This is a genomic window from Brumimicrobium salinarum (assembly GCF_002844555.1).
GTDB classification, from domain to species: Bacteria; Bacteroidota; Bacteroidia; order Flavobacteriales_D; family Crocinitomicaceae; genus Brumimicrobium; species Brumimicrobium salinarum.
In genome coordinates, this window is the sequence record NZ_PJNI01000016.1 from 1 (window position 1) to 13,890 (window position 13,890).

At 34.2% G+C, this 13,890-nt stretch carries 17 protein-coding genes and 1 tRNA gene; 5 read left to right on the top strand and 13 right to left on the bottom strand.

Annotated elements, in window-relative coordinates; genetic code table 11:
• The 4 genes from CW751_RS12425 to CW751_RS12440 form a co-directional block, all read right to left on the bottom strand.
• Positions 1-513, bottom strand: a 513-nt coding sequence (locus CW751_RS12425) for a carboxypeptidase-like regulatory domain-containing protein (protein ID WP_101335354.1), incomplete at its 3' end; no start/stop codon positions are given.
• Between the two features lie 46 nt (positions 514-559).
• Positions 560-1,192: a carboxypeptidase-like regulatory domain-containing protein gene (locus CW751_RS12430; RefSeq protein WP_101335355.1), complete on the bottom strand. Its 633-nt coding sequence runs from the start codon at positions 1,190-1,192 to the stop codon at positions 560-562.
• The gene (locus tag CW751_RS16010) at positions 1,189-1,305 is read right to left on the bottom strand and encodes a T9SS type A sorting domain-containing protein (RefSeq protein WP_101335356.1); all 117 of its coding nucleotides are present in this window, start codon (positions 1,303-1,305) and stop codon (positions 1,189-1,191) included. Before CW751_RS16010 ends, CW751_RS12430 begins: the two co-directional genes overlap by 4 nt.
• A 35-nt stretch (positions 1,306-1,340) precedes the next feature.
• Positions 1,341-1,976: a carboxypeptidase-like regulatory domain-containing protein gene (locus CW751_RS12440; RefSeq protein ID WP_133122213.1), complete on the bottom strand. Its 636-nt coding sequence runs from the start codon at positions 1,974-1,976 to the stop codon at positions 1,341-1,343.
• A 394-nt stretch (positions 1,977-2,370) separates the two neighbouring features.
• Here CW751_RS12440 and CW751_RS12445 point away from each other — a divergent pair, with 394 nt between their 5' ends.
• Together CW751_RS12445 and CW751_RS12450 are read left to right on the top strand one after the other, a co-directional pair.
• On the top strand, positions 2,371-2,703 hold the full coding sequence (locus tag CW751_RS12445) for a PadR family transcriptional regulator (RefSeq protein ID WP_101335358.1): 333 nt from the start codon (positions 2,371-2,373) through the stop codon (positions 2,701-2,703).
• Positions 2,700-4,238, top strand: a complete 1,539-nt coding sequence (locus CW751_RS12450; protein WP_101335359.1) for a PspC domain-containing protein — start codon at positions 2,700-2,702, stop codon at positions 4,236-4,238. The genes CW751_RS12445 and CW751_RS12450 overlap by 4 nt, the downstream gene beginning before the upstream one ends.
• Before the next feature lie 90 nt (positions 4,239-4,328).
• Here the strand turns inward: CW751_RS12450 and CW751_RS12455 are convergent, their stop codons facing one another.
• The 9 genes from CW751_RS12455 to CW751_RS12495 form a co-directional block, all read right to left on the bottom strand.
• Positions 4,329-4,946, bottom strand: a complete 618-nt coding sequence (locus CW751_RS12455) for a leucine-rich repeat domain-containing protein (protein ID WP_101335360.1) — start codon at positions 4,944-4,946, stop codon at positions 4,329-4,331.
• 548 nt (positions 4,947-5,494) lie between these two features.
• A tRNA-Val gene (locus CW751_RS12460) sits at positions 5,495-5,569 on the bottom strand.
• Positions 5,570-5,663: 94 nt separating this feature from the next.
• Positions 5,664-5,897 carry a hypothetical protein gene (locus CW751_RS15575; RefSeq protein WP_133122214.1) on the bottom strand — a complete coding sequence of 78 codons (234 nt, stop codon included), beginning with the start codon at positions 5,895-5,897 and terminating at the stop codon, positions 5,664-5,666.
• A complete protein-coding gene (locus tag CW751_RS12470) occupies positions 5,882-6,865 on the bottom strand; it encodes a bifunctional folylpolyglutamate synthase/dihydrofolate synthase (RefSeq protein WP_101335362.1) in 984 nt (327 codons plus the stop codon). Before CW751_RS12470 ends, CW751_RS15575 begins: the two co-directional genes overlap by 16 nt.
• Position 6,866: 1 nt before the next feature.
• Positions 6,867-7,589 (bottom strand): hypothetical protein, encoded by a 723-nt coding sequence (locus CW751_RS12475; RefSeq protein WP_101335363.1) that lies wholly within the window; start codon positions 7,587-7,589, stop codon positions 6,867-6,869.
• Between the two features lie 12 nt (positions 7,590-7,601).
• On the bottom strand, positions 7,602-8,036 hold the full coding sequence (locus CW751_RS12480) for an ExbD/TolR family protein (protein WP_101335364.1): 435 nt from the start codon (positions 8,034-8,036) through the stop codon (positions 7,602-7,604).
• A gap of 8 nt (positions 8,037-8,044) precedes the next feature.
• Positions 8,045-8,749 carry a MotA/TolQ/ExbB proton channel family protein gene (locus CW751_RS12485; RefSeq protein WP_101335365.1) on the bottom strand — a complete coding sequence of 235 codons (705 nt, stop codon included), beginning with the start codon at positions 8,747-8,749 and terminating at the stop codon, positions 8,045-8,047.
• Positions 8,750-8,779: 30 nt separating this feature from the next.
• On the bottom strand, positions 8,780-10,171 hold the full coding sequence (gene nhaD, locus CW751_RS12490) for a sodium:proton antiporter NhaD (protein WP_394335964.1): 1,392 nt from the start codon (positions 10,169-10,171) through the stop codon (positions 8,780-8,782).
• 191 nt (positions 10,172-10,362) lie between these two features.
• Positions 10,363-11,433 (bottom strand): anhydro-N-acetylmuramic acid kinase, encoded by a 1,071-nt coding sequence (locus CW751_RS12495; protein ID WP_101335367.1) that lies wholly within the window; start codon positions 11,431-11,433, stop codon positions 10,363-10,365.
• Between the two features lie 149 nt (positions 11,434-11,582).
• On the opposite strand from CW751_RS12495, the gene CW751_RS12500 reads away from it, so the two are divergent.
• From CW751_RS12500 to CW751_RS12510, 3 genes are all read left to right on the top strand, one after another.
• Positions 11,583-12,725 (top strand): acyl-CoA dehydrogenase, encoded by a 1,143-nt coding sequence (locus CW751_RS12500; protein WP_101335368.1) that lies wholly within the window; start codon positions 11,583-11,585, stop codon positions 12,723-12,725.
• A gap of 227 nt (positions 12,726-12,952) precedes the next feature.
• The gene (locus CW751_RS12505; RefSeq protein WP_101335369.1) at positions 12,953-13,504 is read left to right on the top strand and encodes a cob(I)yrinic acid a,c-diamide adenosyltransferase; all 552 of its coding nucleotides are present in this window, start codon (positions 12,953-12,955) and stop codon (positions 13,502-13,504) included.
• Between the two features lie 112 nt (positions 13,505-13,616).
• Positions 13,617-13,838 (top strand): DUF2795 domain-containing protein, encoded by a 222-nt coding sequence (locus tag CW751_RS12510; RefSeq protein WP_101335370.1) that lies wholly within the window; start codon positions 13,617-13,619, stop codon positions 13,836-13,838.
• Positions 13,839-13,890: the final 52 nt, after the last annotated feature.

The window sequence follows — 13,890 nt, forward strand, 5'->3', positions numbered from 1 at the left end:
GAATGGCGAAGCACTTGTATAAGAATAACATCCTGTTCTAGGTGTTGAATAGGAACTTTCAAAACCCGTATAACCCAACCATTTATTTCTAAACCATATAGTGTCAGTTACTCCTTGACAATTAACGTTATTAATATCTAATTTCAACTCCCCATACGGCACCGCGTAAAAATCTGCATGCATGGTTTTGCCTTTATCTTTGACGGGTAACTGACCAGGTAGGATTTCACCATTTTGATACCAGCCTATGTTGTAATAACCTTCTTTATATACTGAAAAGTCATATCCTGACTTTTTAAATTCTAAGACAAAATCTCCATTTGTGTCTGAAGTGGTCTCTCCTACTGGTTTTGCGCCTCCGGGCAATTCCCAAGTGTCTGCGCTAACAGCAATGGTAAACCCTTCTATTCCTTGGTTGGTAACGGGGTTTAAGACACGTCCTTTTAGTGTAACTTTTTTGTTGCAACCTATCAAAATAATAGTTGCTAAAATAAATAATAATAACTTTTTCATTTGATCAATAGTTTTCTGTTAAACACTCTTCCTCCTGAGGTGATTTTTAATAGTCAATATTATAAATTGCCTGCCCATTACCAGGAACGCTTAAAATATGAGAATAGGTATTGCTGACACCACTTCTTATTACCGTCCATTCCAATTTGTAGTCTCCACTCGGAACTTTTGCAAAAGCACCATAATTATCATAACAACCTGTAAAAGTAAAAGGTTGAAATACAGAGTTATTTGGGTCGAGCTGATAAATTCGTTTAAAGATCAAAGTATCTGTTGAACCACTACAATTAATATTATGCACACTTGTTTTTATTTCCCCATACGGCACCGCATAAAAATCTGCGTGCATGGTTTTGCCTTTATCATTGACGGGTAACTGACCAGGAAGGATTTCACCATTTTGATACCAGCCTATGTTGTAATACCCTTCTTTATATACTGAAAAATCATATCCTGACTTTTTAAATTCTAAGACAAAATCTCCATTTGCGTTTGAAGTGGTTTCTCCTACTGGCTTTGCTCCTCCTGGCAATTCCCAAGTGTCTGCACTAACAGCAATGGTAAACCCTTCTATTCCTTGGTTGGTAACGGGGTTTAATACACGTCCTTTTAGTGTAACTTTTTTGTTGCAAGAAATTAATACAATAGTTGCTAAAATAAATAATATTAGCTTTTTCATTTGACTACTATTTTTTTGTTAAACACTCTTCCTTCGGAGGTGATTCTTATGATATAAATACCTGATTTCAAATCGCCAAGGTCAATCTCAATTGAAGTTTCCTGTCCCCCCAATTAACTTCTAGAAGCATTGACCATTTCCTCGAATATCAATAGTATATATTCCAAACTTCTGTTTCCCCAGCCCCTAAATAGATGCTATCCTTAATCGTTGTTTCAATACCATTTCTTATAACCTTACCTTTATATTTATACCAACCCATAGGAGATTTATTCATATTTCCTATGTTATCAATACATCCCACATAGATTGCAGGATTAGGTACATCATCATAATAGTCAGGTATAGAGTGTGTACGAAAAATACTCAAAGTATCACTCTGATTGAAACAATTTATGTTTTTAACATTTATCTGTAACTCCCCATAAGGCACTGCGTAAAAATCTGCATGCATGTTTTCGCCTTGTTGGACAGGTAAATAATATCCATTTTGAATTTCACCATTTTGATACCAACCGATGTTGTGATAATTACCTGTAGACACTCCAATACTTGAGGCAGATTTTTTAAATTTTAAAAGAAAATCCCCATTTGTATCTGACGTGGTTTGTTCAACTGTTTTATATCCTCCCGGTAATTCCATGGTTATTTTACTTGCTGAAATGGTTGCTCCTGCAATACCTTCACCAGTTATGGGATTCATAACCCGTCCTTTCAAAGTGGTTTTTCTGTTGCAAGACATTAAAACAATAACTACTAAAATAAATAATATTAACTTTTTCATAAGGCTATGATTTTTTGAGTTTCCGTGTGTATTCCATTTAGGATTGGCTTGTGAAAAGCCTGCATTGCTGTTCATAAAAATGGCGGTTTATAGCACGAGAGCTAATCGTTTAAGGGTTGGCATGTATGCGTGTTTCATAATAGTTGGTTTTTTAGTTTAAAGTAAATATAAAGCCATTTGTATTTAAAAACCAAATATTTAACAAATTAGACTTAAAGAGAAAACAGTTCGACCATAGAATATAGCGGTCAGAAAAAGAGGGAAATAATACATTTAAGTGATTTAAATCTGTTAACTCATTTTGGTTTCAATCCTAATAATTTAAAAAAATACAGTACCATGCATTACCTAGTACTATATAATTACTTATATTTGTGAAAAAATTTATTGAAATATGAAGATAGAAAACACAAAAGCACAAATGAGAAAAGGTATTTTGGAGTATTGTGTTTTATCTATACTTTCAAATAAAGAATGTTATCCTTCGGAGATTATAGCAAGTCTCAAGGAAGTCGAACTAATAGTAGTGGAAGGAACGCTCTATCCATTATTGACAAGATTAAAAAATGCAAAACTACTGAATTATCGCTGGGAAGAATCAAATACGGGTCCACCAAGAAAGTATTACGCCCTTACAAATGAAGGAATGAAGTTTTTAAAAGAATTAGAACAGACTTGGGGCATTTTAAAATTAGCAGTAGACAAATTAGAAAATAAAAACTTATGAAAAGAACAACGACAATAAATTTAGCTGGAATGGTTTACCATATTGAAGAGGAAGCATTTCAGATCTTAAAGCAGTATGTTACCGATATTAAAAAAGTTTTTTCAAAACAAGAAGGGGTAGAGGAAATGATTGCTGATATCGAATTAAGAATCGGTGAACTCTTTCAAGAACGTTTAAGTAAAAGCAAAGAAGTTATTACAGAAAATGACGTAAAAGAAGTGATGACTATAATGGGTTCACCTCATCAATTTGATGAGGATTATGAGCCTGAACAAGATTCTGACTTCTACTATAATTCCACAGAAAATAAAAATAAAAAACAGTTATTTAGAGATACAGAAGAAGGTATGTTAGCTGGAGTCTCCGCAGGTTTAGGGCATTATTTCAATATTGATCCTGTAATAATTCGGGTACTTTGGATAATCCTTGTAATTATGGGAGGCTCTGGTGTTTTGGTTTATATTATTGCCTGGATTGCCATTCCTGAGGCAAAGACTACAGCACAAAAACTTAAAATGTACGGTCAATCTGCTAATCTAGATAATTTTAAAGCCTTTGCTGATTCAGTAACCAAAGAGGCCAAAACAGGATTCAAAAGAGCATCAAATTCAGTTAAAAACACCTTTAAAAAAAAAGATAATACCTTCACAAAACTCGTAAGGGTCATTGCAAAAGTCTTTGGATTTATAATGTTCTTCGCTGGACTAATGGGAACTGTTGCTTTAGTGCTGATCTTTCTGACAGATTTGAGTTTTTTATTTTTTCAAAAGGAATTTCTAAACACAAATTTAGACGGAATACTCAGCCTCTTCTTTGTTGATTCCATTTTGGCTATTTGGTTGATTTTTACAATTGTGCTCATCCCTACTTTATTCTTAATTATTGCCGGTGGAATGTTACTATTTAATCAAAAGCCCAAATCACGCGGTTTTATTCTAACCTTATTAATCATTTGGTTTATCGCTTTAGTTGGCTTGTCGTTTCTGGGCGTAAAGACAGGTTTGGATTTTAAAGAAAGGTATCAAAAAGAAGAACAATTAATAATTGAGGATTCAATTCAGCGTTTAACGATTAATCTGCTTGACAATGATAATTTAATCAACAAAATGAATGACTATGATTACGATTCACATTTTTCAGTCCAAAACAACCGTGTAACAATGCGACACACTCCTATTCATGTTCACCCTACAGAAGATTCATTGTACCGTGTCATTATAAAAAAGAAAAGCAATGGCGCAACGATAAAAGAAGCGAAGCAACGCACAGAGAAAATAATATATAAATTTGAGAGAGATGGTAAGGTATTAAATTTACAAAGTCATTTTTCATTTGCAAATGATCAAAAGATACGGGGGCAACAAATTCATGTACATATTTATGTGCCAATCGGGAAGCAATTACAGTTAAATGACAATTTAGATGAATATCCAATTACCATTCAATCAAAATCAAAGTTCCCGAGTGATTTGCTGGAGCAAGCAACAATTTGGCAAGCAACAGAAGAAGGAATGAAGGTTTTAAAAACGCTTTAAAAAGGCAAGACTGCAGATTCATTTTTTTATATGGAGGATATACATCTACAAGTAAATCAACAAATAATTATCAGTTAAAACCGTCATTACCTACTTTATAACATGCAAATATTCGGCGTTTTTTAATTGCCAAGGAATATCAGAAATATTTGTATTTCTAATCACAATTCTACGCAAAGATGCGCAATGTTTTAACTCCCAAGGAAGCCTTGCTATTGGATTAGACGAAACATTCAAATAGACCAAGTGTGAAAGATACCTAAACTCCCAAGGTAGGTACTCTAGGTTGTTATTGCTGACATCAAGTTCTTGCAAGCTTTCCATATATCTAAATTCCCATGGCAATCTTTTAATATAATTATATGATATGTCCAGCTTTTTTAATTTCTTTAAATGCCTCATTTCCCATGGCAGAACGGTTAATTTGTTGTTTGAAAGAATTAAAACTTCCAGATTTTCAAGTTTTTTTATTTGCCATGGTAATCTGGAAAGGTTTTGATTACTTAGGTCTAGGACTACAACCTTTGAAGGATTTCTCAAAGCAAAATCAAGGTCTGTAAAATAATGGTCATAATAAGAGTTGTTATATTGACTATTAAAATCATTATTGTTGTGATTACAATGATGGCGAGCATCACAACAGTAATTGAATTGACCAATTCCGATGAATGAAATTAGAGAAAAGCAGAATAGTAAAATTGTTTTCATATTAAAGGTTTTTGCTCTGATTTACAAAATCGAGACCAAAAATATAAACGGAATCAAATTTATGTTTCTGCCTGTAGTTTAGAGGAGTTCGAAATGTTGAACATTTTTTATTCAGATTGACAAATATTTATGCTTAATCCCCAAAAATTAGTCTTGATCCACAAGATCCTTTTATATTTGAAAATTAAGATTTTCAAATATGATCAGGATGACAGTCGAGGGTGTTGGAAAGCAATCGAGAGAATAGAAGTAAGAACGATCTAGCGTTCTTACTTCTATTCTCTCGATTGAAATATACCCCTATTCTAATGTCATCCTGAAGTGAATTTCTCTTTTCAACTAGTTGGAAAGAGAAATTTGCGAAGGATCTTGTCAGTTAACCGTTTATTCACATGATTGACAGCTTAGATATATTTACCGGTAAAGTTTCCGATACGCATCTAGATTTAAACGAAATTGCTTATTGCGATTTAGTCTTAATCCAACAAAACCGAAATATTAGAATAGCAAAAAAGCACCTACATTTCTGTAAGTGCTTTTCATTTAAGTGGGCCCTACTGGATTCGAACCAGTGACCCCCTGCTTGTAAGGCAGGTGCTCTAAACCAACTGAGCTAAGGGCCCTTTTTTAATTGTTTCTGGAGTTTCGTTTAACCCCGTTGCGGGTGCAAATATACGTACAATATTTAAATCTAAAGCAACTTTTTAATAAAAAAATTTAAATTATTTCTTCTAACAGAAAAAAACTCCCAAAAACCAAAAGCATATCTTCTTTATTATTAAGTTTTTGCGCTGCTTCAAAGGCTTCTAAGGTGTCCGAAAAAAAATGTGATTTATTTTTTATCAGTTTTACTTTTTCCTTAAAAACATCAATTTTTGTTGAACGATTGTTTTTGAATTCCGTAAAAAAGTATTCCCATTCAAGCGGGAACAATTTTATAATTTGATCCAAATCTTTGTCATTTGAAGCGCCATATAGCACCCGTACATTTTTATCGAGGTATTTTTTTGAACATCCTCAATTAACCGTTCAATTCCCATTTCATTATGTGCGGCATCCATAATAATTAGCGGTGAAGTTGAATAAACTTGATTTCGGCCCAACAACCCTGTATTTTGATACAAGTTTTTAATTCCTTTCTTTTTAATAGTTGCTTTCTCTGGATAATCCTTCATAAAAATATCGACAGCTTTAAAAGCCAACCGCTGATTCTTCTCAAAAGTTGTTTCATTAGAATTTGGAGGAAGAAAATAAATATTTGAATGTAATTTATTCGCTACTTCATTAAAAACCTTCTCCGTTTCACTTGTATATTCACCAACAATCACGGGAGTTTTTGTTTTAATGATACCTGCTTTTTCTTTAGCAATTTGAACCATATCATTTCCTAGTATTGCAACATGATCTAGTCCAATATTTGTAATGACAGATAATTCAGGTTGAATGACATTGGTTGCATCTAAACGTCCACCTAATCCGGTTTCTACAACAACTACATCACAGTTCTGTTTGTAGAAATGTGACAAAGCTAAAACCCATGTTATCTCAAAAAAAGAAGGAGAGAAATCGAACTGTGCTTCTTGAATTTTCTGAACAGCATTTACCACCTCTGTTTCAGATATCATTAATCCATTTACTCTTATTCTTTCCCTGAAGTCTTTAATATGTGGAGAAGTAAAAAGTCCTACTTTTAAATCTGCACTCTGCAATGTACTCGCTATTATAGAACAAGTTGTACCTTTCCCATTGGTACCTGCAACATGCACAAACCTCATTTCTTGAAGAGGAACTTTAAATAGCTTGATTAAAGATAAAGTGTTTTCTAATGTCGGTTTGTAGGCTTTATCTCCTACCTTTTGAAAAACGGGGAATTGATTGAATAACCATTCAATTTTTCTTCTATACTCTTGATTGTCCATATTATCCAGGCTGAACAGTGACCGTATAAAAAGCTACCTCATTTCTTGCTCCCGGCTTTTCTTCATACCGCACTTCTTTTTTAACCAAATCTATTATTTCATCAATTAAAAGTTGATTGTTTGAGGTAGTTGCATTTCTTACTACATCTGCCCGAACGACTTTTCCTTGAGAATCGATTGTCAATTTCAAAGCAATCTGAACGCGTTCATCATTTTCTGTTGTTGGTTTAGATTGAATGTTTGTTTTTCTAATTCGGTCTCCAGCACCTCCTGTACCTTCTTCACCGTCTCCACTTCCAGGTCCTTGGTCATTTCCAAAGCCACCTCCTGAACCATTTTCACCTGTGCCTCCATCTCCATTATTTGAAAATGGATTCGAAGCAGCTTCTTCTTGCTCAGATGAATTTTCACTTTCTGTATCACCAGTCCCAGAAGCGGTCTCCACTGGCGACTCTTCTTGAGTGGGTTGTTCTTGCGGGTTCTCATTTGGAGTAGGTGTAGGATTAACAGTTTCGCTTGGCGAACCACCACCTGCATTATGTATTTCAAAATCTTCTATTCCACTCTCACTCATTGTTATCGGAATAGGAACAGTAACTTTGGGTGGATCTGGCTCACTGTATTTTATAAAAAATAATAGGAAAAGAGTAACCAATAGGAACGCAATAGCTGCGACAATTCCTTTACGATTATCCGATTTTCTTACTACAGGTACTTTTGCCATTGATAATAAAAATTAATCGTATGCTAATACTGGTTTCCACCCTTTGGCTTTTGACAGTGCTAGAATTTGAAAAACAGCTTCGTAGCTTGCTTTTCTCGCTCCTGCAATTTTAACTTTCATTTCAGGTGTTTTTTCAACTTCTTGAATTAAAAAATCACGCATTTCATCATAGCTCACGCCGTCTGTTTTCACTCCAAATGGATTATTCGAATTACTGGCGTCACTCAACATAATTTGATACAGATCATCTTCTGTAATAACTACAGTTGTCGTTGCATTCTCTTTTGAAGTATCCAATTTTTCAGTGGGCTGTGGCAATTCTACGGGCGTATTTTTCTCCGCCATGGTACTCATAATGATGAAAAACACCAACAATAAAAACACCAAGTCCGTCATGGAGGCCATACCTCCTTCAATTTTTACTTTATTTTGCGAACTAAATCCCATGTTTTAAATTATTTTGAAGGTTTATGAAGAATATCCATGAATTCCATGGCGTCATTTTCCATACGGTAAACCACTTTTGAAATCTGAGAAACTAAATAATTATAACCCATATAGGCAATAATCCCAACAATTAATCCTGCTACCGTTGTAATCATGGCAGTCATAATTCCTGGAGCGATCGTCCCTAAATCAAGAGAGTCTAGATTTTTCATATCGTTAAAAACCCTAACCATTCCAATTGTCGTCCCCAAGAAACCTATCATTGGTGCAACACCTGCTGCAGTAGCTAAAAAACTCAACCTTTGTTCTAAGCGCGAGATTTCTAATTTCCCAGTATTATCAATCGTTGAAGCAACAATATCAACAGGCTTTCCAAGGCGATCAATTCCTTTTTCTAGCATTCTTGCGGATGGAGAATCAGTTCGTACACAAAGTGTTTTTGCTTCATCTATCTTTCCTTCGGTGAGGTATCGTTTCACTTCAGAAAGGAAATTAGGACTTTTCTTAGACGCACGTTTTAACGCCAATAATCGTTCTACAAAAACATACACTGCATAAATAGACATGATGGCCAATGCCAGCAAGATTATGAACCCCATTACACTATCAGCTGCTTCAGCAATAGCTTGCCAAATGGCTACTTCTTTAAAATTCTCTTCAGCACCTACTGCTGTAGAATCTTGTACTACCTGTAATAAAAACGATCCTTTCATAGTTTCAATAACGTATTAATTTAAATTTTGTTACAATACTCTTTCTAATAAATAAAACCCTGCGCCGGCAAGATAACCAATTAATGCCAACCAAGATATATTTTTTAAATACCAAAAGAATGAAATTTTTTCCATTCCCATAGCTACAACTCCAGCTGCAGAACCAATGATCAGCATCGATCCCCCTGTACCTGCAGAATAAGCAATAAATTGCCAAATGTGATCGTCAACAGGAACATTAAACATTCCCATACTCGCTGCAACAAGCGGTACATTATCTATTACCGCAGATCCCGCTCCCAATAATATCACAAAGACATCGTCATGCATACTATTCTGAACTGATTGACCAAAGTTAAATACTAAACCGAGTGATTCTAAAGCTGCCACAGTCATCAAAATACCTAAGAAAAATAAAATTGATGGCATTTCAATTTTAGTTAACGCCCTAAAAGTAGGACTTTCATGTTTCTCAGCAGGCTTTTCTTGAATATAATCTGGATTTTTATCTTTTTTAACAATTCCTACATAGGCCATTTTAAATTGTCGAACACTTATTGTTTCAGCGAATAAAGCAACAACACCAAGCGATAACATCATTCCTACATAAGGCGGTAATTCAAAAATTGTTTTGAAGATAGGAACAAAAACAATCATTCCTAAACCTAAATACAACATTAAGGAAGCTTTAGAGTTTGCTGCCACCTCTTCTTTTGGCAACTCAAACGTTCCTTTAAACGGCTTCATAAAACTTGCAACAAAAGTTGGTATTAACATGCAAATCAATGACGGAATTAATAAATACTCCATCAGTTTTATTGCCGTTACCTTCCCTCCCATCCAAAGCATAGTTGTAGTTACATCACCAATTGGAGACCAAGCACCACCAGCATTAGCACAAACTACAATTATTCCTGCAAACCAAATGCGGTCTTCTGATTTACTCAATAACTTCCTTAAAATCGTTATTAAAACAATTGTTGCTGTTAAATTATCTATAATTGCTGAAAGAATAAAGGCCAAGAAAGAGACAATCCATAACAAAGTGCGTTTCTTATTGGTTCTAATAAAATTTTTAATGGCTGAAAAACCATGGAAATGATCAATTATTTCAACGATTGTCATTGCACCAATTAGAAAAATAAGTATTTCGGCTGTTTTCCCTAAATGATGCAGTAGCGTTTCATCCATCAAATCCCCTTTAGCTTCAATACTCATTCCAGATATATCGATTAATTCATGAGCAGCAGAGTTAAACCATGAAGTAAAATCATTCAAACCTATTGAAACTCCTGCCCAAGCAAAAGCCATCATCAATAAGGATGGAATTAACTTATCCACTTTCAGACTATGCTCTAAGGTAATTCCCAAGTACCCTAAAACAAATACAATAATAATAAATAGTTCCATAATAAATAGTATATACTCACAGCGTTAAAGTTACTCCCTGCAAGTTATTTCTTAGCATTTTTAGTTGTGTTAACATAACATTTCATAAACACAATAGACACCTTCAAAACTTATTAATGTTGAAAATATCACCAAACAAATATGAAATTCACAACAAAAGTAAAAAACTATTTAGAATCCACACTTTATCAAAAAAATTAAATTTATGGTCGTATGATTACTCCAGACGAAGAGTCACGTTTTGAACCAGTTACACTCGACCAAACATTGTTTTCCTTTCTCCACCTCAACACGCCCAAAAATGCAAATCCAATAGCTTCTTTAAAATCAATCAATTGTTCATCGGGAACAATTATTTCTTTTGAAGTGTTGTTTTTAAGGCGTTCTATGAGGAAATCATTCTTTGCTCCGCCCCCAGTAATCAAGATGCTATCTCCGTGAATATCGTTCAGTGCACGACCAATTTGAAAAGCAATATGTTCATAGATTGTTCTAACACGATTGACAATTTCTTTTTCTTTTTGAATTATTGGAACAACATTTTCTTTTACCCATTCCCATCCAAGTGAACGTGGCCCTGTAGATGTATAATAAGTCAAATTATTTAGCTCCTTAAACACCTCTTGATTAATTATACCATTTTTCCCGAAACCACCTTGATCATCATACGTTTGCCCAACCTGTTGCATTAAATCATTAACAATAATATTTACAGGACAAACATCAAATGATTGAACTACATCTTCGTTTTTATAAGACAAGTTACTAAACCCTCCTAAATTTAAGAATGCCTCAGCCTTATCAGAAAAAAGTAAATAATCTGCAACAGGAATTAAAGGCGCACCATTTCCACCAAGGGCTACATCTTTAGATCTGAAATCAGTTACAGAAGGTAAATTTGATACAACTGATAATTCAGGACCGTTACCAATCTGTAAGGTATATCCTTTATCCGGCTGATGAAAAATAGTTTGTCCATGACTCGCAACAAAATCAATTGTATTTCGTGGAATGTTAAACGCATCAATAAATGAGTTTACTGCTTCACCATAAAACCTACCCAAATCTGCACTTAATCTTGACATTTCTTCTGCTGTCAATGAGAAAGCTGAATTTAAACGCTTCTGCATTTTAGGATCAAAAGGAACGAGTTCTGAAGAGTTTACATTAAAGCTCCAACATCCCTGTTCGTTGCGTTCAAAATTCACATCAACGATATCTAACCCATCGAGTGAAGTACCAGACATTAGACCTATAACACGAAAAGATATCATTTCTTTAAATTTACCCTGAAAAATATGAATAATTACGTTAATTTTGCAACTTCAATTATAAGTAATTAAAATAAGATATTGTTTAATTAAAGCAGTTAAAACTAAAATGACTGTAAACTGTTTTTAATTCAATACTAAAAAAATAAAATATGAATTTTGAACTTACCGAAGAACAAATAGCTGTTCGAGATGCGGCAAGAGACTTTGCTCAGAATGTATTAAAGGAAGGCGTTATTGAAAGAGATAACGAACAACGCTTCCCGAAAGAAGAAATCAAACAACTTGGTGAATTAGGTTTTTTAGGAATGATGGTTGACCCCAAGTATGGAGGTGGTGGTATGGACACCATATCTTACGCCTTGGCTATGGAGGAAATCTCAAAAGTTGATGCTTCAGTTTCTGTATGCATGAGTGTAAACAATTCATTAGTTTGCTGGGGTCTTGAGACATATGGTACAGAAGAACAAAAACAAAAATACCTAGTTCCTTTGGCAAAAGGTGAAAAAATAGGTGCTTTTTGTTTATCAGAGCCTGAAGCTGGATCAGACGCTACTTCTCAAAAAACAACAGCAATTGACAAAGGCGACCACTATTTATTGAATGGAACAAAAAACTGGATCACCAATGGTTCAACAGCTTCGACATACCTAGTTATTGCGCAAACTGACGTAGAAAAAGGTCACCGTGGAATCAATGCTTTTATTGTTGAGAAAGGCATGGAAGGATTTGAGATTGGCGCCAAAGAAGACAAGTTAGGCATTCGTGGGAGTGATACACACACCCTACTATTTACTGACGTTAAAGTACCGAAAGAAAACAGGATTGGCGAAGACGGATTTGGATTCAAATTTGCCATGAAAACCTTATCGGGTGGTAGAATAGGAATTGCTGCACAAGCTTTGGGGATTGCTTCAGGAGCTATGGACTTAGCAGTGGCTTATTCAAAAGAAAGAAAAGCGTTTGGTAAGGAAATCAACAAGCATCAAGCAATTGCATTCAAGATAGCAGATATGGCTACAGCTGTGGAAACCGCTAGATTAATGGTGTTAAAGTCAGCTTGGGAGAAAGATAATGGCTTAAACTATGACCAATCTGGAGCAATGGCTAAATTATATGCCTCTTCAGTTGCCATGGCACAAACAGTTGAAGCTGTTCAGATTCATGGTGGATATGGATTTGTAAAGGAATACCATGTTGAAAGATTAATGCGTGATGCAAAAATCACTCAAATTTATGAGGGAACTTCAGAAATTCAAAAAATTGTGATTTCTAGAAGTGTATTAGATGCTTAAAACTTAAAATAAATTATAATCAAAAGAGGTGCGTTAGATTTTCGTTACCTCTTTTTTTTGAACTAATTTTTCAACTTTTAAAGAGGTTTAACTGATCTATACCACGCTTTATTTAATTAATTAAAACTCTAATTTGAAACCTTTTTTAATGATTTATGTTCATCATTAAAAATTGTTCAATATTTTTTATATATTCTATAATTAAACAATAAGATACAGAAAATAATATGAAAGTATATACAAAAAAAGGCGATGAAGGTCAAACTTCGTTAATAGGTGGTAAAAGAGTTTCTAAGAACGATTTACGAATTGACAGCTATGGAACGGTTGATGAATTAAATTCTTGGATTGGATTAGTAAGAGATCATGAAGAAATTCCTAAAAATCAATTTGAACAACTGATAATAATACAGGATCGTTTGTTTACTATTGGGTCACTTTTAGCTACCCAACCTGAAGGCACAAAGATGAAGCTTCCTTTAATTTTTGAGAAAGACATCGTTTTTTTAGAAGAAGCAATAGATGAAATGAACGAAAGCCTTCCCCCAATGAAACATTTTGTTCTTCCGGGCGGGAAACAGATCCTATCACATTGTCATATAGCAAGATGTGTTTGCAGAAGAGCGGAGAGACTTGTTGTTGGCTTGCATGATGATAGTGAGCAATACAAAATGGCGATGAAATATCTCAATCGATTGAGTGATTATCTATTTGTACTTTCTAGAAAGGTTGCAAATGATTTAAACATTGAAGAAATCAAGTGGAAACCAAAGGTTTAAGTCATGAATCTATCCTGATTTAAAATTAAATTTGGAATTACGAAAAATAAATCTACTTTTGCGCTTTGTAGAAACAAATTAGAAACAATAATAAAATTAAAATATATATACTATGTATTGGACATTAGAGTTAGCTTCATATTTAGAAGATGCCCCATGGCCGGCAGCCAAAGATGAATTAATTGATTTTGCTATTCGAACTGGAGCTCCCCTAGAGGTAGTGGAAAACCTTCAAGATATTGAAGATGAAGGTGAGATTTATGAAAACATTGAAGATATTTGGCCAGATTACCCCTCTAAAGAGGACTTCTTCTTTAATGAAGATGAATATTAATAATTAATTGATTATCAAAGCCTCGACAATTATGTCGAGGTTTTTTTATCAG